This is a genomic window from Chryseobacterium amylolyticum (assembly GCF_051011775.1).
Classification (GTDB): domain Bacteria; phylum Bacteroidota; class Bacteroidia; order Flavobacteriales; family Weeksellaceae; genus Chryseobacterium.
In genome coordinates, this window is record NZ_JBPCHX010000008.1 from 148,611 (window position 1) to 169,518 (window position 20,908).

Annotated in this window: 22 protein-coding genes; 10 read left to right on the forward strand and 12 right to left on the reverse strand. The window is 38.1% G+C overall.

Annotated features, from left to right (window positions below):
* The first annotated feature begins 143 nt into the window (after positions 1-143).
* The 7 genes from pgi to ACR1PO_RS20580 all read left to right on the forward strand — a co-directional run bounded on the left by pgi (position 144) and on the right by ACR1PO_RS20580 (position 7,035).
* Positions 144-1,784, forward strand: coding sequence for a glucose-6-phosphate isomerase (pgi, locus tag ACR1PO_RS20550; RefSeq protein WP_433988005.1), 1,641 nt, complete (start codon positions 144-146; stop codon positions 1,782-1,784).
* 48 nt (positions 1,785-1,832) lie between these two features.
* Positions 1,833-2,717: a bifunctional 5,10-methylenetetrahydrofolate dehydrogenase/5,10-methenyltetrahydrofolate cyclohydrolase gene (locus tag ACR1PO_RS20555; RefSeq protein ID WP_002983915.1), complete on the forward strand. Its 885-nt coding sequence runs from the start codon at positions 1,833-1,835 to the stop codon at positions 2,715-2,717.
* Positions 2,718-2,724: 7 nt separating this feature from the next.
* Complete coding sequence (locus ACR1PO_RS20560; RefSeq protein ID WP_002983917.1) at positions 2,725-3,354, forward strand: 7-carboxy-7-deazaguanine synthase QueE; 630 nt, start codon at positions 2,725-2,727, stop codon at positions 3,352-3,354.
* A gap of 43 nt (positions 3,355-3,397) precedes the next feature.
* The gene (locus tag ACR1PO_RS20565; protein ID WP_433988006.1) at positions 3,398-4,768 is read left to right on the forward strand and encodes an exopolysaccharide biosynthesis polyprenyl glycosylphosphotransferase; all 1,371 of its coding nucleotides are present in this window, start codon (positions 3,398-3,400) and stop codon (positions 4,766-4,768) included.
* A 104-nt stretch (positions 4,769-4,872) separates the two neighbouring features.
* Positions 4,873-5,625 carry an MlaE family ABC transporter permease gene (locus ACR1PO_RS20570; RefSeq protein ID WP_002983919.1) on the forward strand — a complete coding sequence of 251 codons (753 nt, stop codon included), beginning with the start codon at positions 4,873-4,875 and terminating at the stop codon, positions 5,623-5,625.
* Positions 5,625-6,440: an ABC transporter ATP-binding protein gene (locus tag ACR1PO_RS20575; RefSeq protein ID WP_002983922.1), complete on the forward strand. Its 816-nt coding sequence runs from the start codon at positions 5,625-5,627 to the stop codon at positions 6,438-6,440. Before ACR1PO_RS20570 ends, ACR1PO_RS20575 begins: the two co-directional genes overlap by 1 nt.
* Positions 6,424-7,035 (forward strand): outer membrane beta-barrel protein, encoded by a 612-nt coding sequence (locus tag ACR1PO_RS20580; RefSeq protein ID WP_332388938.1) that lies wholly within the window; start codon positions 6,424-6,426, stop codon positions 7,033-7,035. Before ACR1PO_RS20575 ends, ACR1PO_RS20580 begins: the two co-directional genes overlap by 17 nt.
* 37 nt (positions 7,036-7,072) lie before the next feature.
* Here ACR1PO_RS20580 and ACR1PO_RS20585 read toward each other — a convergent pair whose 3' ends face one another.
* Positions 7,073-7,384, reverse strand: a complete 312-nt coding sequence (locus ACR1PO_RS20585) for a hypothetical protein (RefSeq protein WP_332388937.1) — start codon at positions 7,382-7,384, stop codon at positions 7,073-7,075.
* Between the two features lie 86 nt (positions 7,385-7,470).
* A complete protein-coding gene (locus ACR1PO_RS20590) occupies positions 7,471-8,277 on the reverse strand; it encodes a M48 family metallopeptidase (protein ID WP_433988007.1) in 807 nt (268 codons plus the stop codon).
* 105 nt (positions 8,278-8,382) lie between these two features.
* Between ACR1PO_RS20590 and ACR1PO_RS20595 the strand changes: the two genes are divergently transcribed.
* Positions 8,383-8,931, forward strand: a complete 549-nt coding sequence (locus ACR1PO_RS20595; RefSeq protein ID WP_433988008.1) for a DUF4251 domain-containing protein — start codon at positions 8,383-8,385, stop codon at positions 8,929-8,931.
* Here the strand turns inward: ACR1PO_RS20595 and meaB are convergent.
* The gene (meaB, locus tag ACR1PO_RS20600) at positions 8,928-9,920 is read right to left on the reverse strand and encodes a methylmalonyl Co-A mutase-associated GTPase MeaB (protein ID WP_433988009.1); all 993 of its coding nucleotides are present in this window, start codon (positions 9,918-9,920) and stop codon (positions 8,928-8,930) included. The two genes, ACR1PO_RS20595 and meaB, sit on opposite strands and share 4 nt — an antisense overlap.
* Before the next feature lie 195 nt (positions 9,921-10,115).
* Here meaB and ACR1PO_RS20605 point away from each other — a divergent pair, with 195 nt between their 5' ends.
* Both ACR1PO_RS20605 and ACR1PO_RS20610 read left to right on the forward strand, forming a co-directional pair.
* Positions 10,116-10,409, forward strand: a complete 294-nt coding sequence (locus ACR1PO_RS20605; protein ID WP_433988010.1) for a c-type cytochrome — start codon at positions 10,116-10,118, stop codon at positions 10,407-10,409.
* An 18-nt stretch (positions 10,410-10,427) separates the two neighbouring features.
* Entirely contained in the window at positions 10,428-10,715 is a 288-nt protein-coding gene (locus tag ACR1PO_RS20610) for a c-type cytochrome (protein WP_227942672.1), read from the forward strand.
* 44 nt (positions 10,716-10,759) lie between these two features.
* On the opposite strand, the gene ACR1PO_RS20615 is transcribed toward ACR1PO_RS20610, so the two are convergent.
* From ACR1PO_RS20615 to ACR1PO_RS20655, 9 genes are all read right to left on the reverse strand, one after another.
* A complete protein-coding gene (locus tag ACR1PO_RS20615) occupies positions 10,760-11,266 on the reverse strand; it encodes a tetratricopeptide repeat protein (RefSeq protein ID WP_433988011.1) in 507 nt (168 codons plus the stop codon).
* Positions 11,253-11,951: a peptide chain release factor H gene (gene prfH / locus ACR1PO_RS20620; protein WP_433988012.1), complete on the reverse strand. Its 699-nt coding sequence runs from the start codon at positions 11,949-11,951 to the stop codon at positions 11,253-11,255. Before prfH ends, ACR1PO_RS20615 begins: the two co-directional genes overlap by 14 nt.
* 2 nt (positions 11,952-11,953) lie before the next feature.
* Positions 11,954-12,499 (reverse strand): nucleotidyltransferase family protein, encoded by a 546-nt coding sequence (locus ACR1PO_RS20625; protein ID WP_433988013.1) that lies wholly within the window; start codon positions 12,497-12,499, stop codon positions 11,954-11,956.
* A 75-nt stretch (positions 12,500-12,574) separates the two neighbouring features.
* Positions 12,575-13,966 (reverse strand): RtcB family protein, encoded by a 1,392-nt coding sequence (locus ACR1PO_RS20630; protein ID WP_433988014.1) that lies wholly within the window; start codon positions 13,964-13,966, stop codon positions 12,575-12,577.
* A gap of 27 nt (positions 13,967-13,993) precedes the next feature.
* On the reverse strand, positions 13,994-14,728 hold the full coding sequence (locus ACR1PO_RS20635; protein ID WP_433988015.1) for a hypothetical protein: 735 nt from the start codon (positions 14,726-14,728) through the stop codon (positions 13,994-13,996).
* A gap of 451 nt (positions 14,729-15,179) precedes the next feature.
* Entirely contained in the window at positions 15,180-15,677 is a 498-nt protein-coding gene (locus ACR1PO_RS20640) for a hypothetical protein (protein ID WP_433988016.1), read from the reverse strand.
* 56 nt (positions 15,678-15,733) lie between these two features.
* Entirely contained in the window at positions 15,734-17,851 is a 2,118-nt protein-coding gene (gene scpA, locus ACR1PO_RS20645; protein WP_433988017.1) for a methylmalonyl-CoA mutase, read from the reverse strand.
* Between the two features lie 142 nt (positions 17,852-17,993).
* Positions 17,994-20,096, reverse strand: a complete 2,103-nt coding sequence (locus ACR1PO_RS20650) for a prolyl oligopeptidase family serine peptidase (protein WP_433988018.1) — start codon at positions 20,094-20,096, stop codon at positions 17,994-17,996.
* Between the two features lie 91 nt (positions 20,097-20,187).
* Positions 20,188-20,865, reverse strand: a complete 678-nt coding sequence (locus ACR1PO_RS20655) for a hypothetical protein (protein WP_332388924.1) — start codon at positions 20,863-20,865, stop codon at positions 20,188-20,190.
* Positions 20,866-20,908: the final 43 nt, after the last annotated feature.

Genomic DNA, 20,908 nt, shown 5'->3' on the forward strand with positions numbered 1-20,908 from the left:
TTTTTTAAAAAATTGTTATTTATCATCTTCAAATTTATCTGAGGTTTTATTTTTCCGTAAATTTGCAAATCAGAAATAAATGATTATGGATTGTCAGCCCTATCATCCATATATGATTTTCTGAATGATAAAAATTCTGTAATATGCTATCAAAAATAAATCCAACACAAACCAACAGCTGGAAAGCACTTGACGAGCACTTCGGTGGAAATGACTTTGACCTTAGAACTCTTTTCCAGTATAACCCGAGCCGTTTTAATGAGTTTTCCCTGCAAAAGGACAACTATCTTTTTGATTATTCTAAAAATTTAATTGACTCAAAAACAAAAGATCTTTTATTACAGCTGGCAGAAGAATGCCAGCTAAAAGATGCTATTTCCAAAATGTTCTCCGGTGATAAAATCAATGAAACAGAAGGAAGAGCGGTTTTACACACAGCATTGAGAGACTTTTCTGACCGTGAAATCCTTGTGGATGGAGAAAATATCAAACCACAGATCAAAAGGGTTCTTGAGCACATGAAATCTTTTTCTGAAAAAATTATTTCAGGAGAGCATAAAGGTTTCAGCGGAAAAGAGATCACAGATGTAGTAAACATTGGGATCGGCGGATCAGATTTAGGACCTGTGATGGTTTGTTCAGCTTTAAAGCATTTTAAAACAAGATTAAACGCTCACTTTGTTTCCAATGTGGACGGGAATCATATCGCAGAAGTGGTGAAAAATCTGAATCCTGAGACCACTTTATTCATCATTGCTTCCAAAACTTTTACAACCCAGGAAACGATGACGAATGCACATTCAGCCAAAGACTGGTTCCTGAAGGCAGGAAAACAGGAAGATGTGGCGAAGCATTTTGTTGCCTTATCTACTAATATTGAAGAAGTTAAAAAGTTCGGAATCGCAGAAGAAAACATTTTTGAATTCTGGGATTGGGTTGGCGGAAGATATTCTCTTTGGAGCGCTATCGGATTGAGTATTGTTCTTTCTGTAGGATACGAAAACTTTGAACAGCTTCTGAGAGGTGCTTATGATACTGACCAGCACTTCCAGACAGCAGAATTCTCTGAAAATATTCCGGTATTAATGGGTCTTTTGGGAATCTGGTACCGTAACTTTTATGCTGCCACTACTTACGCAATTCTCCCTTATTCTCAGTATCTTGACAGATTTGCAGCGTATTTCCAGCAGGGAGATATGGAAAGTAACGGAAAATGTGTTGACAGAAACGGTGAATTCGTAGAATATGAAACGGGACCTATTATCTGGGGAGAACCGGGGACAAATGGCCAGCACGCATTCTATCAATTGATTCACCAGGGAACAGAATTGATTCCGGCGGATTTTATTGCTTATGCTAAAAGCCCGAATCATGTTTCTGATCACCAGGATAAATTATTAGCCAACTTTTTCGCTCAGACTGAAGCACTTGCCTTCGGAAAACTGGAAGAAGAAGTTGAGGAAGAACTTAGAAATGCAGGAAAATCTGATGAAGAAATAGACAGGCTCATCAATTTCAAAGTCTTCCACGGAAATACTCCGACTAACTCTATATTATTCAAAGAGTTAACCCCTTATTCACTAGGACAGCTGATTGCTTTATATGAACATAAAATTTTTGTTCAGGGTGTGATCTGGAATATTTTCAGCTTTGACCAGTTTGGAGTGGAATTAGGAAAAGTATTAGCCAATAAAATCCTTCCTGAACTTGAGAACAATGAAACCATAAGTTCTCACGACAGTTCTACCAACGGATTGATCAATTACTATAAGGAAAACAAATAGTAAGTAAAAAAGAAAGTAAAAGTAAATCTATAAAGTAAAAAAGTAAAAATGGCAGAAATTCTTGACGGACTTAAAGTATCCAAGGAAATTAAAGCGGAGATCAAGGTTGAAGTAGAAAAGATTCTGGAAAGCAAAAGAAGAGCACCGCATCTGGTGGCTATTCTTGTAGGAAATAACGGAGCAAGCAAAGCTTATGTAAACTCCAAAGTGAAAGACTGTGAAGAAGTAGGATTTCAATCCAGCTTAATCAAATTTCCAAGCACAGTTTCTGAATCTGAACTATTGGAAAAGATTGACGAGCTTAACAAGTCTAAAGCAGTAGACGGGTTTATCGTTCAGCTGCCTTTACCGGATCAGATTGATCAGGAGAAGATCATCAATGCAATTGATCCGAGAAAAGATGTGGATGGTTTCCATCCTGAAAATTTCGGAAAAATGGCCCTTGAGATGGATACTTTCTTACCGGCAACACCTTTCGGAATTTTAACATTATTGGAAAGATATAATATTGAAACGAAAGGGAAAGACTGTGTAATTATCGGAAGAAGTAAAATTGTAGGAAGACCGATGAGTATTCTAATGGGAAGAAAAGATTTTCCTGGGAACTCTACCGTTACCCTTACACACTCATATACAAAAGACATCGAAGAATACACCAAAAAAGCAGATATCGTTATTACCGCTTTAGGAGATCCTCACTTCTTAAAAGGAGACATGATCAAAGAAGGAGCCGTAATTATTGATGTGGGTATTACAAGAGTAGACAACGACTCTCCAAAAGGATATTACCTTGCAGGTGATGTGGATTTTGACAGCTGTGCCGCAAAAGCAAGCTGGATCACTCCGGTACCTGGAGGTGTAGGCCCAATGACGAGAGCAATGTTGATGAAAAATACCATCATTGCTTACAAAACTTCGGTCTATAACGACTAATTTTAAAATGAATAAAGAAGAAGATATTTTATTAAAAGAAGGTAAAATGCTCCCTGTGATGGAGCATTTTTACACTTTACAGGGAGAAGGGGCACATACCGGAAAAGCCGCCTATTTTATCAGGCTGGGAGGCTGTGATGTAGGATGCCACTGGTGTGATGTAAAAGAAAGCTGGGACCCTGAACTTCACCCTCTTATGAATGCAGAAGAAATTGCAGAAACAGCTGCCAGACACTGTAAAACAATTGTGCTGACCGGTGGTGAACCTTTAATGTGGAATTTAGACATCCTGACATCCAAACTGAAAGAGCTGGGATGTACCATCCATATTGAAACTTCCGGGGCCTATCCTATGAGCGGACATCTGGATTGGATTACTCTTTCGCCTAAGAAAACAGGGCTTCCGAAAGAAGAAATTTATCAAAAAGCCAATGAGCTTAAAGTAATCATTTTCAATCATCATGATTTTACGTTTGCCCAGGAGCAGGCAGCAAAAGTTTCTGAAAACTGTAAGCTTTATCTTCAGAGTGAATGGAGCAAGAGAAATGACATGTATCCGAAGATCACAGATTTCATTCTGGAACACCCTGAATGGCAGGCATCTGTTCAGACTCATAAATATCTGAATATCCCGTAAAAAAGTGTAAATTAGCTGGTGTTATTCGCTATAATACCGATAGATGCAGAGAATTCGATACTCTAGATACCTGAAATCGATCATTATGTTGCTTGACCTCATGGTTATTGCATCTATCTTCATATTCTTTTTTATAACCAGAAACGAAAATTTAAAATACCATAGAGAAACCTGGTATCAGAATATTTTTTCTCTGATTCTGTTGTTTTTATTCTGGGTGCTTCTGAGCGGCAGAACAAAAATATACAATATCCCGAGGAACCTTACCTATACCTTGTTTCTTGAACGTCTTTTAATTCATTTCCTTTTTTTTATACTTGGTGTTCTGCTTATAGGAAAGGTAAGTAAAAATGTATTTTTCAATTCGGATATTTACTGGCTTTCACTATACCTTTTTATTTTCATTTTTTTGGTGAAGTCATTGATCTATTTCGCCATCAAGTATTTACGATCGCTTGGAGCCAATTACAGGAATGTTATGTTTTTGGGAGACAGCCATTCCACAGAAATTCTGAAGAATATTTTTACAGAACGTAAAGATTATGGATACAGAATATTTGAATACGGAAATTCTGAGCTCAGCCTCAATGAATTAGTCGCCTTCTGGAAAAAAAACGGAATTCATACCTTGTTTTTATCAATGGAGAACTCATATGATGAAAACATGGAAAATGAAATTTTCAAACTGGCAGAAGATAACAAGATTCATATTTCACTCATACCAAGTATTACTCAAAGCGATTTTTTCCTTTATGATCTTGGTTACATCCAGACTCAGCCGGTACTTAACCAGGCACGGTATCCGCTGGATTATTATTCTAATTATCTGATGAAAAGAACGTTCGATATTTTCTTTTCTGTCATTATATTAGTTTTCATCTGTTCATGGCTTTTCCCTATCATTGCCATTTTAATCAGAACGACTTCCAAAGGACCTGTTTTCTTCCTTCAGAAAAGATATGGTTTTCATGAAGAGGTTTTTAATTGTATCAAATTCAGAACAATGGTTGTCAATGATGAGTCTACCACCAAAACCACATCATTGAATGATTCCAGGATCACCAGAGTGGGAAGGTTTTTAAGAAAAACCAGCCTTGATGAGCTTCCCCAGTTTATTAACGTGTTGAAAGGAGAAATGTCTGTGGTAGGCCCTCGCCCGCACATGTTGTCGGTTGACAATTATTACAAGCCAAAAATCGGAAGATACAGCTTAAGAAGTATGGTTAATCCAGGTATTACGGGGCTGGCACAGGTAAACGGACTGCGTGGTGACTTCGGAGATGTGGAAGTAGAAATGAAGAAAAGAGTCCTGGCCGATGCCTTTTATGTAAGAAACTGGAGTTTTGTACTCGATCTGGTCATTATTTTAAAAACCATTTTTTTGGTTATCGGAGGAGATAAAAATGCAAAATAAAAAAACGGGCAAGGTTATCACTGAAATAAATTTTAACACAAAACCAGGCTTCAGTCTTATCCCTGACTCTAGCCCAATTAAATAAAAAAGTCTAATTTAGCAGTATGTTAAAAAAGTTTTTCACAGCGGTAGGGGAATACATTATCCTCTTAGGAAAATCCCTGCAGAAACCTCAGAAAATGAGGGTTTTCTGGAAGCTGTTCATGAGAGAAATTAATGATTTGGGAGTAAATTCTTTCGGGCTTGTAGTCTTCACATCAATATTTGTGGGGGCTGTAGTGGCCATTCAAATGTTCAATAACTTTGACGCTTCATCATTTCCTATTCCTACTTCATTTGTAGGATATGCTACAAAAGCAGTATTGGTACTGGAGTTTTCGCCAACCATTATCAGTCTCATTCTGGCAGGTAAGGTAGGTTCCTATATTGCATCCAGTATCGGGACAATGAGGGTTTCCGAACAGATTGATGCCCTGGATATCATGGGTGTGAACTCACCAAATTTTTTAATTTTCCCCAAAATCGTTGCTTGTGTTCTCTTTAACCCCCTTCTAATTGCCATCAGTATCGTATTTGGTATCGGAGGAGGATATATTGCCGGAATCTTAACAGGAAACTGGACCGAGAACGACTATATTGTGGGAATTCAAATGTATATGCCCAATCTGTTCATTTATTATGCATTTATCAAAACGACTGTTTTTGCCTTCATCATTGCCACTGTACCTTCCTATTTTGGATATAATGTAAAAGGGGGATCGCTGGAAGTAGGTAGAGCCAGTACGCAGGCGGTAGTGTGGACAATGGTATTCATTATCATTTCCGAATTAATTTTAACCCAATTAATATTAAGCTGATGATTGAGGTAAAAGATCTTAAGAAAAGTTTTGGAGACGTTGAAGTACTTAAGGGAATTTCAACTTCATTTGATAAAGGAAAGGTAAACCTGATCATCGGGCAGAGTGGCTCAGGAAAAACTGTTTTTCTTAAAAGTTTATTGAATGTATATATGCCTTCATCAGGAGAAATCCTGTTTGACGGAAAGGATATCAATACCATGACAAGAGATGAAAAACAGCACCTTCGTTCAGAAATCGGGACCGTGTTCCAGGGGAGTGCATTATTTGACTCTTTAACTGTTGAAGAAAACATTATGTTTCCTCTTGACATGTTTACCAATCTTACCTACAGAGAGAAAAAGAAAAGGGTTTTTGAAGTAATAGGAAGGGTACATCTTGATAAAGCTGAAAAGAAATACCCTTCTGAAATTTCAGGGGGAATGCAGAAAAGGGTTGCTATTGCAAGAGCTATTGTAAACAATCCCAAATATCTGTTCTGTGATGAACCCAATTCCGGACTTGATCCCTATACTTCAAAAGTAATAGATGATCTTCTTTACGAGATCACAAAAGAATACAACACCACAACCATCGTCAATACCCACGATATGAACTCTGTAATGACGATTGGCGAGAAAATTGTATATCTAAGACTGGGAATCAAAGAATGGGAAGGCAACAAAGACATTCTGATTACCGCAGGCAATAAAAATCTGATTGACTTCGTTTATTCTTCAGAACTGTTTAAGGAACTGAGAGAATATTTACTTGAGAATAATAAAACGATTGAAACGACAAATACAAAAATAGACGATAATGAAAAAGGTACTTAGTATAGCGTTATTAGGGTTTTCAATGTGGGCATCTGCACAGATTTCACTGGCAGGTAAAGCTAACTTAATTTTTCCTACAGGGTCTCCTTCATGGTCCAATATCAAAGGAACAGTGAATGATGCGATTGAAGGAACAGGTAAAAATAATGTAGGATTTAATGTGGGACTTTCATTAAAAGTGGGTCTTCCTACTTCGCTGTTCGTGATGCCGGAAATCTATTATACTCATTTCAAAAATGAATTTACTACGGAGAATACTACTTTTGATGTAAAAAGCAACCGTATTGACGTTCCGGTTCTTTTAGGGTATAATCTTCTGGGAAATATGCTGGGCGTTTTTGCAGGACCTGTTGGAAGTTTTAACCTGAATAAAGACAATACTTACAACGATTTTAAAGAAAATGCCAAGAATGACTTTACAGTAGGATACCAGTTTGGTGCGCAGCTTGAAATCAAAAAGCTTATTGTAAATGCAAGATACGAAGGTGCTTTCAGTAAAGATCAGAGAAATTTTATCAACAAGGTTTCCGGTTCGGAAATCAGATATGACAACAGACCTAATCTGTTTATGGTAGGTTTAGGATATAAATTTTAATTTGATATCGAAAATAACAACTTTAAACCCTCAGATTTTATATTTGAGGGTTTTTATTTTGTTCTTCGAGTTCAGCCTGGCGTTTTGCAATTTCTGCAGCCTGTTTTTCAAGCTCTTCTTTGTCTTTCTGCAGCTGCTTGAATTCTTTTTTCTTCTGTTCCGCTTTAATAGCGCTTCCCTTACTTACATATCCAACCATTCCCCCGATGATAAGCCCGATACCGACACCAGCCATCATTCCCATAATGTGGGAAATTTTTATCTGCTCTACGGCAAAATCGGTTGTTAAATAGAAAAGTAATGCGGAAACAGCCAAAAGTATAAGTCCGGTAATTGATAAACTCTTCATAATATTGTGTTTAGGTGGTTATATAAAAAAGCCTTACCAAATTTACTAAAAATTTAATAAGGCCTTACTCAAGATTAAAATTCTAATTATAATTTTCCTCCCGCAGCCTTATAATATTCCAAAGCTTTCGGAAGATCTTTATTGATATCTGAAATTCTTGTTTCCGGGCTTGGGTGGGTAGATAAGAATTCAGGCTGTCTTGCTCCTGAAGAAGCTGCTTCCATTCTGTTCCAGAAAGGAATGGCTGCTCTCGGGTCATATCCGGCCATAGACATCAGATAAAGCCCCATTTCATCTGCTTCAGATTCCTGCCCTCTTCCATATTTCAGTAAAGCCACTTGTGAACCGATAGGATATACCTTCTGGAAAACACTGGCCCATTGTGCATTGGAGATGGTTCCTCCCAGGATAGCACCTCCGTACTGAGCTACCATTGCCTGAGAAATTCTTTCATTTCCGTGACCTGCCAGTGCGTGGGAAACCTCATGTCCCATTACCACTGCAAGACCGTTATCGTCTTTTGTTATCGGTAATATTCCGGTATAAACCGCTACTTTACCGCCAGGCATACACCAGGCATTCAGCTCGTTGCTCTGCAACAGATTAAATTCCCAGCTGTAGTTGGCAAGATCTGCTGATCTTCCTATACTCTGATAATATCTTTCTGCTGCACTTTTAATTCTGTTTCCTACATTTACCACTCTCTTTGCATCTGCCGTACCGGTAATTACCTTACCTTTAGACAATGTCGTTCTGTATTCCTGCGAAGACATTGTTAAAATTTCCGAATTGTTGGCCAGCTGTAAAGAAGACCTTCCTGTAATCGGGTTTGTAGTACAGGCAACAGCCGACAGAGCAATAGCTCCTATTCCAAATAGATGTGTAACTTTCATAGTTTGAGTGTTAATAATTCAACCTTAACAATTTTTATTCCAAAATATTTTGGAAAGAATATATTTGCATACATTTTGCTGTTTAAATTTAATAATTATCTCATTATGAAAAAGTATATTTCCTTACTGATGATTTTTGGATTTCTGTTTCTCTTTCAGAGCTGTGCATCACAAGGAGCTTCAGATCCGAAAACGGTGAGCGCTTTGGTAGATTCCCAGGAGTTTACTTTCTATGCACAAAGAGCTAATCCTACCAATTATGATGTTATCAATGTCATGAATTCAATGCCTAATGCCACTGCAACCAGAATACTTAATCTGAATGGGGATTATACCATTGATGTCAGTAAAAATACGCTTGATGTAGTTCTGCCTTATTTCGGAAGACTGTTTAATCCAACTTATGGAAATACAAGTGATAACAGCTACCGATTTACTTCAAAAGATTTTACAGTAACTAAAACTCAGAATAAAAAGGGAAAATGGACTTTAAAATTCAAGCCGAAAGACGTAAGAACCGTTGATGAAATCAATATTGAGATCTTTAAAAACGGTAAAGCTTTCGTTTCTATGAGAAGTAATGACAGACAGCCGATTAGTTATGACGGCTACATTTCTAAAACTGAGGTTAAACAGGAAAAGGGCAAACCTTAGTTTCTGTTTTCGTCAGATAAAAATTTTTCAACAAATAATTTTGCTTCAGTACTTGGATTGGAAACCATTGCTGAAGCATTTTTTTTGTGCATATGGTAAGCTTCTTCTATGGCATTGCTTTTTTTCATGAGTGATAAAATATATTCCTGCACCCAATATTCGAATCGCTTTTCAGCCTGCTGAACACGGATTTCTTCAAAACGGCCGCTCTTCTTTTTCAGATCAATAAATTCAAAGATTTTATCATAGACTTCCTGCAATCCTTCATTGTGGAGGGCAGAACCTAACAAAACAGGGATTTTCCATCCTTTTTCTTTAGGCGGAATAAAATCGAGCGCTCTTTTTAATTCAAGTCTTGTATTTTTTGCTTTCTGAAGATTGTCCTGATCCACCTTATTGATAAAGATAAGATCTACCATTTCCATAATTCCTCTTTTTATACCCTGGAGCTCGTCTCCGCCTCCAATGATTTTAAGGAATAAAAAAACATCGGTAATATCAGCTACCAATACTTCTGACTGCCCTACTCCAACGGTTTCTATTAAAATATAATCATATCCTGCGGCCTCGCAGATCATCATGGTTTCAAAGGTAGTATTGGCTACTCCGCCCAGAAAGCCTGAGCTTGGGGAAGGACGTATGAAGGCCTTTTCTTCTTTAGCAAGCTCTTCCATTCTGGTTTTATCCCCTAAAATACTTCCTTTGTTGATTGCCGAACTGGGATCAATAGCCAAAACCGCTACTTTTTTTCCCTGAGCAATAACCAATCTTCCGAAATTTTCTATAAAAGTGGATTTTCCGGCTCCCGGAACACCGGTTACTCCTACCCTCACAGAGTTTCCGGTAAAGGGCATAATCTTCTTCAGCAGCTCCTCTGCCTGTAGCCTGTGTTCAGCTTTTTTACTTTCAACCAATGTAATAGCTTTTGCAATCAGGCGTTTGTTTCCTGATCGTATTCCTTCTATTAGCTCTTCTGTAGAAAATTTCATTGATTCAAAATTAATAATTAAAATGGGAATGATCAATAGCTGCCTCATAATGACGGGACAAAAGGCATAAATTGCCTGATCTTATACGGACAATTCTCTATCATTTAATTTTTATTTCTTCTAAATTAAAACTACAAAGCCCTATATCAACGGCTTAAGGAATTTATTACATTTGTTATATATCAAAAAAGAAACATGAAAAAACTTATTGCTGCGGCTTCGTTAACTGCTATTCTGCTGGTTTCCTGTACGCCGAAAGCTGCTACATCCACTGCTACTGCAGGCGCTTCAATATCTACTGCCGAACAGATCGCTCAGGGGAAAACTATTTTTGAAAATTCCTGCGGAAGATGCCATAAACTACCGGATCCTGCTTCACATAACCCTGTACAATGGGTAGGAATCATGAATTCTATGGCTCCCAAAGCTAAACTGACGGATGAACAGCATCAATGGGTCTATGATTATATTGTTTCTGTGAAGAAGTAATCATCAAACAAAAATAGTATGAAAAAATTCATCTTAACCGGTATTGCAGCATCAGCATTTCTGGTGTCTTGCGGACCAAAAAGCGTGGCTGTAACAGGGCCTAAGTATACCTCATCTGAGCAATTGGCACAGGGAAAAACAATTTTTGAAAATTCCTGTGCAAAATGTCATAAGCTGCCGGAACCTACCAAGCATGATGACAAAGGATGGATCAATACGTTAAGCAGAATGGCTCCAAAAGCCAAGCTGACGGATGACCAACATCAAATGGTATATGATTACCTGATTTCTGTCAATAAAAAATAAGCTTTCATTAGAAAGCTTATTTTTTTAGTATGAAGTCCGGCCGATTATTCTGTCTTCTTTACTGTTCTCGACCGTGTTACTTTTCCTTTGACCAATTTTTCTCTTTCTTCAATTGTTTCAAGCGCTGCCCTGCTGTAAGCAAATTTTTTAGCTTCTTTAAGAGTTCCCAAAGCCTGCTTATACTCAAAATTTCTTTCCTGTAAAAGCGAGAGACAGTTCAGAATTTCTGATTTGTCAATTCCTTTTATTTTTATAGCAAATGCGATCAGCTTTTCAGCTTCTTTATAATCTTCGTTATTCAAGAGGCATTCGATATAATATTTAGGCGTATTGATATTCCCGATGTTATTCTGCATGGCTTCATCAAAGTACTTCTTTGCCGTTTCATAATCTTTTAATTCTTCGGAATATACTCTTCCCATCAGACAGAGACTGTCTGCATCTTCAGGCTCATAAGATAATGCATAGTTCAGTGCATCCATACATTCAGAAAGATTGAATGGAAAGTAGTCTAATGCTTCAAAATAATATTTACTTTTAGTTAAGGTCATTTCTATAGTTTTTGAGTTCATTTTTCAAGGCATTCCTTTGTTTTTTGAATGTCCTGTCTTCATAATTCTTTTTAAAATCCGTCCCGGAAAATGTACGGACCGGATTTCCGCGTTCTACCTGCATCTGAAGGGACCATGTATCTTTCATCTTTCTTTCCAGCTGCCGGATATAAACGGCCATTACCTTTTCTTTAAGTCTGATAACGGATCGCTTTTTGTTCTCCAGCTGCGAGCGGGAATCCTGTACAAAGACCGTTTCATTAGTAGGAATATGGGTGGCTCGCACAGCGGTATTTACCTTGTTTACATTTTGTCCTCCGCTCCCCTGGCTTCTCGCTGTCTGAAACCGGATATCTTTTTCATTGAACTCAATCATTTTTACATCATCAAGTTCAAAGATCCCGATAAACCAGTTACTTCTTTTATGCAGTTTTCTGAATGTACTTTTTCCTGTCCAGCAAACAGTTCCCAACCAGTTCTTTAAGAAAAGATTCATCTCTTTTCCTTTCAAAAGGATAGTCACAGATTTTAATGTCAGATTTTCATCACCGTTTTCACGATGAATGATTTCGTATTCTATTGTATTTTGTTTGGCCTCTTCAAGAAAGGTCTTCAGAACCTTGGCGGCTACCCACTGACATTCCAAAGGACCTCTTCCTGAAGTGATCTGTATTAATTTTTCCATTTTTATACAGGCATTTTGCTTAATAAAGGGTGTCCAACAGGATCTGTTCCCTTTTGTAATAAATCTTTTGCAGCCATCACTGCCCAGCACTTGTCACTGGAGTGGATATTTCTGTAAAATGAAAGTAAAATATCAGGACTCACAACGGTAAAACCATTAACCTCTATGGTTTCAAGATCATTTCTTTCAAAGAAGTCTATGGTAATTCTGTGGAATGTATCATTTTCAAGCTCTACCGTTTTTTCATACCTGCGGAAGTTCTCTTCACTGGGCAGATGATCATACCGGGTCCAGACTTTCTGAAAGCCTTCCTGCTGAAGGATGATAACAACATCTGCTACATTTTCTTTTTTTACAAAAACATCAATATCCTTATGGTCATGAGCATGCTTATATTCTGTATGTCCTGTTTCAGACATAAAATGCCATGCCCAGCCGCCTGATATAATGACTTTATCTTTTAATTTACCTAAAATTTCGAGTCCGGACCGGATTCTGAATTCCGGCCAGACTTCACCGTATCTTTTTATGTTATGTGGTGCTCCCATTCTTTTGTTTTAAGTATTTCTTTATTAAACCTTACAGGTTTTTGAAACCTGTAAGGTTGTAAAATATCAGGCTGACTACCTATCCATTCTCACGATTCGCGGCTGGAAAGTTCCCAGGATATCTACCAGTCCGCTCTGTGCATTCATCACTTCATTGATATCTTTATAGGCCATTGGTGCTTCTTCTGCATTTCCGCCCATCAGGGTGACATTTTTCAGCTTCAGCTCTTTTTTAATATCATGCTGGGTAAAAAGGCTTCTGCACTCTCCTCTGGAATATGCTCTTCCTGCTCCATGTGATGCTGAATTCAGGGATTCCGCGTTTCCTTTTCCACGCACAATAAAGCCTTTCGCTGTCATGGATCCCGGAATCATTCCCAATTCATTTTCGTTGGCAGGCGTTGCTCCTTTGCGGTGAACAATCACTTCTTTTCCATTATGGATTTCTTTCCATGCAAAATTGTGATGGTTCTCAATCCTGGCCTTTACTCTTCCACCAACCGCTTTAACGAGCCTTCTGTGAATATCGTCATGGCAGGCTGAAGCATAATCTCCTGCAAGATTCATGGCTGTCCAGTATTCCAGTCCCAGATGGGTGCTCAGATCAAGCCAGGCGAAGTGTTGAGCTTCTTTTGGCAACGGGCACTGTTCTGCAGCCATTCTTGAGTAATATTGGGCAATCTCTGCTCCCAATCCTCTTGAGCCGCTGTGAGAAAGAATCCCCAGATATTTTCCTTTTGGCAGGCCAATTTGTTCGTCTTCTTCAGTGATTTCCACTTCCCCGAATTCTACAAAGTGATTTCCGCCGCCTGAGGATCCCATCTGTTTGACCGCTTTTCCTTTTAATCTTCTTAAGATCGGGATCATATCAAATGTATCTCTGTCGAAAATCTCATGATCTATATGAGATTTATGTGTTTCATACATTCCGAATTTGGTATGCTCAGCAAGCGCTTTTTCATATTTATCCCTTGCTCCTTCAAGATATGAAACGGGTGTATCCAAAATACTGAGACTCATTCTGCAGCCAATGTCCATTCCAACTCCGTAAGGGATTACTGCATTTTCTGCTGCAAGAACGCCTCCTATCGGAAGACCATAACCACTGTGGGCATCCGGCATTAATGCGCCCTGAGTAGAAATTGGCAGTTTCAAAGCAGTGTACAACTGATTTTTTGCCTCTTCCGAAATATTGTTTCCAAAAATCTGAAACGGGGCACGCTGTGAATTCAGCATTCTCTTTTCAGTTTTTTTGGATGAAAGCAGGGTTTCTGCAATTTGCCCGAAGGTGAGATCTTTTTCAAAGCTCTCCGGATTCAGCAGGATTTCCTTTAAAAGAGATTTTACATGGTGAATATTTTTGGTTGCAAAATTTCTTTTCATGACTTCCAATGCTACGTTTACGCTTTGGTTATTTGGATAGCCCAGTTTTAATATATCTTTTCCTTTTAGTTTTAAATTTCCCATTGTTTTTGTTTTAAATAACAGTCGGACTTATACGTCCTGTAAGCTTTCTGCAATCTCTGTTGCAGACATTTTGTAGTGAAAATATTTTGTACTTTCATTTTGATCAGATTTGTATTTCATCTTCCATGAACTAGGCTTTCCATATATTGTTTTATGGATAATCCCGGCAACCTTATGCTGTCTCAAATAGGACTCCAGCTCTGCATATTCTTTTTCAAGTTCGAAATCTACAGGCTTATAATGGGTAATCATATTGGGTTTTATTCTAAGAATAAACCTCCATGGTTCAATGAATTCGTAGTAAATCTCATACTTCTTCCTTATAGGACAGTATTCTTCCTTTTGTAAAAAATACTGTCTCTCCATTGGTGTAAGTCCGAATTTAGGATCATTCCAGGCATATGCTGAAACTCTATTGAGCTTCTGTTCTCTTTCCACATAGATTCTTCTTCCGGATTTTCTTTTCTTTTTAAGAAATTTTCTGCTTTCAGAATACATGTATGTATTGATTTTCTTCAGAATTCCTTCAAAGAACTCTCCGTATTGGGATCTCATTACATCTTCCCTTACTACAAAGAATCTTACAAATCCTCTTTGATAAGGTTTATCCAAAGGAATCCATGGGATATTTCGTCTGATTTCCCAAAGTTCTTTACTACGTTGATATTTTTTTCTGATCTGTTTTTCTACATCTTTTCTAATTGTTCTTTTTCTGCTTCTTATGCTTCTCAGCCTGGAACACAGAAAGTTATCATTTTCCATTGTTTACAGAAGTCTGATACGAGATTTTGCATTCAGCTAATTATCTCACACAGCTTTTAATCAACTAAAACATTAGTTGAATGGATTAATAATAGACGATTACAGTATGATGATATAATTCACCTGATTCGTCTGTAATGACACTAAAAAAGATTTCGGGTAAACCTGGGAGTTTGAAATATTGCGCAATAAAAAACCCGAAATCTCTACGACTTCGGGTTTTGATATTTCATTGTACTGTTATTCTAAGAATGTACCAAACCACGAAGCCTTACCACCATAAGTGGCAATCCAACTGTAGAATTCTGTTTAGTTCTGAACATTGCTTCGTTGTCTTTTATTGGTTAAACTTGATTTTCAGGTGCAAATATATAAATTTTTCTGATAATCAAAATTATTTTAGTAAAAAAGCTGATTAAAAAATAACCAGCCTTATAATTTATCGTGAAAATTAATCTTTTGAGCCTAAACTATCCATTTCGTCATCCATTCCTTTTACCTGATTGGAATGATAGACTCTTTCTGATCCGAGAAAGTAGATGTCATGTCTTGCTTTGGCAATGATTCCATTATATTCATGCTCAGTCATACCATCCGGAATGCTGTCTCTTCTTTCCGAAGGTCTGCGATAAACTTCAAGAGCACCATATTCATTTAATACTTCTTTGGCTGTTTTTGCCTGTTCAAGATCATCGGTATAAACGATAACATTGCTTCTGCCTACACTGTGCTTGCGGTAAGCGTCCAACATTTCCGCATCGTGAGCGAAAACATAGTCAAAAAAATCCTGTGTCTGTTTATCTTCCTGGTACTGATCAGACATTCCACTTTCTACTCTGGACTTTGAAATAATAATGTTTGCTTCGTCAAAGCCTTTTTGTTTTAATCCTTTTTTAATTTCCTCTGTATCTACAGTCACCGGAAATACTGAAATTACTGTATAAGCCATAATGAAATTTTTCATTAAACTATACAAAAGCCATGCAAGTTATTCTTTATAAGGGATTAATTTAGAAATCTTTTCAGAATTTCCACGGCACATTTCGGAAGATTGGTTCCGGGTCCGAAAATAAAGTCTGCACCGTTGGCATACAGAAATTCATAGTCCTGTTGCGGGATTACTCCTCCTACAACGATGGTAATATCGTCTGCTCCCAGTTTAGCCAGTTCTTCCACAACTTGCGGAACTAATGTTTTGTGTCCTGCTGCCAATGAAGAGACTCCTAGAATGTGAATATCATTTTCCACGGCCTGTTTAGCGACTTCTTCCGGTGTCTGGAATAATGGAGCGACATCGACGTCAAATCCCATATCGGCAAATGCTGTTGCTACTACTTTTGCACCTCTGTCGTGGCCATCCTGACCCATTTTGGCAACCATTAGCCTTGGGCGTCGTCCTTCTTCTTCTTCAAATTTCTGAGTCAGTTGAAGCGCTTTTTCAAAGTATTCATTTTTACCGGCATTCATTGCGTATACACCAGAGATTGTTTTAATATTTGCTTTATATCTTCCAAAGGTTTCTTCCATGGCATCACTCATTTCACCAAGGGTAACTCTTCTTCTCGCCGCTTCGATGCATAATGCCAGAAGGTTTCCTTTTCCTGTTTTGGCGCTTTCGCGGATTTCATTCAGGATCTGCTCAACAGCCTGGGTATTTCTTTCTGCTTTAATCGTATTCAGCCTTTCGATCTGTTTTCTGCGGACTTCTGTATTATCAATGTCCAGGATTTCTATCTGGTCCTGTTTTAATGAAGATTTGAATGAATTCACACCAATGATGAATTCTTCACCACTGTCGATCTTAGCTTGTTTTTTGGCAGCAGCTTCCTCAATTCTCATTTTTGGAATTCCGGCTTCGATGGCTTTGGTCATTCCTCCTTCCTGTTCTACCTCATCAATATACCGCATCGCTTCTTCAATCATCTGCTGGGTAAGGCTTTCTACAAGATTGCTTCCTCCCATCGGATCTACAACATCACATATTCCGCTTTCCTGCTGAAGAATGATCTGTGTGTTTCTTGCAATTTTTGCTGAATAATCTGTGGGAAGGGCAATGGCTTCATCCAGGGCATTGGTGTGGAGAGACTGCGTTCCTCCTAATGCTGAAGACAAGGCTTCAATAGCTGTTCTTGTGATATTATTAAAAGGTTCCTGTTCTGTCAGGGACCATCCGGAAGTTTGAGAATGGGTTCTCAATGCCAGAGATTTCGGATTCTGAGGGTTAAACTGTTTTAAAAGCGTTGCCCAGATGTATCTTGCGGCACGCATTTTAGCAATTTCCATGAAATGATTCATCCCGATGGCCCAGAAGAATGATAACCTTGGCGCGAAATCATCAACATTCATTCCTGCTTTGATTCCTGTTCTTACATATTCAAGGCCGTCTGCCAATGTGTAAGCCATTTCCAGGACGGGAGTGGCTCCGGCTTCCTGCATATGGTAACCGGAAATAGAGATAGAATTGAATTTTGGAATGTTTTGCGAAGTATATTCAAAAATATCTGCAATGATCTTCATGGAAGGAGCCGGCGGATAGATGTAGGTATTTCTTACCATGAATTCCTTTAGAATATCATTCTGAATGGTTCCTGAAAGCTGTTCCTGTTTTACGCCCTGCTCTTCTGCGGCTACAATGTAGAAAGACAAGATAGGGAGCACGGCACCGTTCATGGTCATGGATACTGAAATCTGATCTAACGGAATTTCATTGAAAAGGATTTTCATATCTTCCACAGAATCTATGGCAACACCTGCCTTTCCTACGTCTCCTACGACTCTTGAGTGATCAGAGTCGTATCCTCTGTGCGTTGCTAGGTCAAATGCTACTGAAAGTCCTTTCTGACCTGCAGCAAGGTTTCTTCTGTAAAAAGCGTTGGACTCTTCAGCGGTAGAAAATCCTGCATACTGGCGGATTGTCCACGGTTTCTGTACATACATCGTAGAATACGGTCCTCTCAGGTAAGGTTCAATTCCCGGAGAAGTCTGTGTTAATGATTCATCTTTTACATCTTTTTTCTCATAGGATGATTTGAGTTCAAGCCCGTCTTTTTCAAAGTTGTAAATCTCTTTTTCCTGAGGTGATACACCAAAATCCGGTTTTTTCACAGAAATTGTCTTTCGCATTCCAATTATTTTTGTCCCGTAAAGTTAATTTTTTTGAACGAAACATGAAACTTCTGTTAACCTTCTGTTTTTCTTCTGTTTAGTGAAATAAAAAAGGCCGGGCAAATGCCCGGCCTTTTTTATTGGAATACTTGTAAAAAATCTATTTCATTATTCCCATTTCATACAAAGCAAATGATATAAGATCTGCATTTTCACTGATTACCTGATCTGTTGATCTTCCTGCTCCATGACCTGCGTTCTTTTCAATCCTCAGCAAAATAGGATTTTTACATGCCTGTTTTTCCTGAAGCTCGGCTCCGAATTTGAAGGAATGCGCCGGCACTACCCTGTCATCATGATCACTAGTAATAATCATTGTTGATGGATAACAAGTTCCTGCTTTTACATTATGTACCGGAGAATATGATTTAAGGTATTCAAACATTTCTTTACTGTCTTCTGCAGTACCATAATCGTAAGACCAGCCTGCTCCGGCCGTAAATTTATTATATCTCAGCATATCCAAAACGCCTACTCCAGGGAAGGCTACTCTGGCCAGATCAGGACGCATTGTCATGGTTGCCCCTACCAGCAATCCTCCGTTTGATCTTCCTGAAAGTGCCATATATTGTTTTGAGGTGTACCCTTTATTCTGAAGGTATTCTCCGGCAGCGATGAAATCTTCAAAAACATTTTTCTTCTGTTGTTTTGTTCCGGCATCATGCCATTTCTTACCATACTCACCTCCTCCGCGGATGTTTGGAACGGCATAGATACCACCATTTTCCATCCAGATCGCATTTACTACAGAGAATGAAGGCTGTAAACTGATGTTAAAACCTCCGTAAGAGTATAAGATAGTAGGATTTTTACCGTCAAGTTTAGTTCCTTTTTTATAATTGATCATCATAGGAACTTTTGTACCGTCTTTTGAGGTGTAGAATACCTGTTCTGAAACATAATCGTCCGGATTAAACTTCACTTTAGGCTTTTGATACACTTCAGATTTTCCTGAGTCTACATTGAATTTATAAGTGGTTCCCGGTGTAATATAATTACTGAAAGAAAAGTAAACATCTTTCTCTTTTTCTTTTCCTCCAAACCCTGAAACATTGCCTTTACCGGGAAGTGTAATTTCTCTGATCAGTTTTCCGGTTTTATCAAATTGCTTCACCTGGTCTATTGCATCAATCATATAGGTTGCAAAGAAATACCCTCCCCCGGAAGAAATTCCCAATACATTTTCAGTCTGCGGAATCACATCTTTCCATGTTGACGGAGCAGGGTTGCTTATCGTAGTTTTTACCAGACGCATATTCGGAGCATCTTTATCGGTAAAAATAAAAAGATCATCACCTTGTGTATCTACAATGCTTGCGTTGATATCAAATCCGCTTACAACCTGTACAAAATCTCCTCCTTTTTTCAGGTCTTTAATATACAGTTCGTTGCCATTGGTAGCATTAGCAGCAGAAATGATAAGATACCTCTGATCTTCAGAAACTCCTGCGCTCAGATATCTTCTTGGTGTTTTATCACCTCCGAAAATTAATTTATCTTCAGACTGTTTTGTCCCCAGCTTATGGAAGAACACCTTATGTTTATCTGTCATTCCGGAAAGTACGGTTCCTTCTTTTGGTTTGTCATAACTTGAGTAATAGAACCCTTCATCTCCCTGCCAAGAAATCCCACTGAATTTCACATCCAGCAATGTTTCGTCAATCTGTTTTTTGGTAACTGCATCAATGATAATAATCTTATTCCAGTCACTTCCTCCTTCTGAAATGGAATAAGCCGCAAGATTTCCTTTTTTATTGAAAGAAAGATTGGAAAGAGAAGTGGTTCCTTTTTCCGAAAATTTATTGGGATCTAAAAATACTTCTGTAGCATTGGTTTTGTTATGGGTTCTGTACAGCACAGACTGAGCCTGCAAACCATCATTTTTATAATAATAGGTATAATCTCCTTCTTTGAAAGGGGCTGAAATTTTTTCGTAATTCCAGATATCTTTCAGCTGATTTTTAATTTTTTCCCTGAACGGAATTTTAGAAAGGTAATTCTGGCTGTAGGCAACTTCTTCATCTACCCATTTTTTAGTAGCTTCAGAATCATTTTCCAGATCTCTGAAAGGGTCAGAAACAGCGGTTCCGAAATAGGTATCTGTCTGGCTTCCTTTTAATGCTTTAGGATAATTCATTTTCTGAGAATAAAAAGATGCTGAAAACAATACTCCAGCAGTTAGCAATATAGGTTTAAAATTCATACTGAACGGTTTTCTCAAAAATACGTAAAGTATATGAAATAAAAAAAGTCCCTTCAGACGGGACTTTTGCTCTTTATAACTGTGTTTTCTACTATTCGTTTGCTCCGAAGCTTTCAAAATAGAAATCGGTGAGGTTGGTAACAATCTCATCCGGGCTGCCGTTCCAATAGTATATTTTACCGCCTTCCTTCAATTCGTAAAGATTAAAATTCTGCTCAGTAGTTACAGTTTTATCCGCATTTTTGAAGTCCTGAGTTGCCTGAATCAAATATTTTTTCAGTTCTTCCGGTTTTATTTTATTGAGGTCACCTTTTGGTCCTGATGTTAATTTTGACGGAACAAGGAAACTCACGGAATAACTTATTTCTGCTATTTTTTCGTCTTTGAGATATTCATTCGGGACTACTTTTACATTTTTAACCGTCAGCTTTCCGGTTTTAAAATTCCCAAACATGGCAGTGAAATAGTCTTCTGCCTCTTTTTTGCAAGCCGCAGCGGTAGCTTTGGGGAAAGCAGCAAGGAAATTCTCCACACTGCCGTTCATCATTTCTTTGGAAGTTTCTTTAAAATCTACCTGGTAAGCATTCTGCCCTTCAACGGTAGGCTTCAGATAGTCATTAAGCTTATTCAAAGCTGCTTCATCATTGTTGACAAAAGTTCCGAAGAACAATTCAAAAGCTTCTTTTGGTTTCTTTACTTCCGTCTGAGCAAACACATTCTGCCCGATCATCGTAAGCAGCAACAACAAAATAATTTTGTAATTTTTCATAGTTTATATTTATGTTTTGGTATTAAAAACAAAGCCCCTGAAG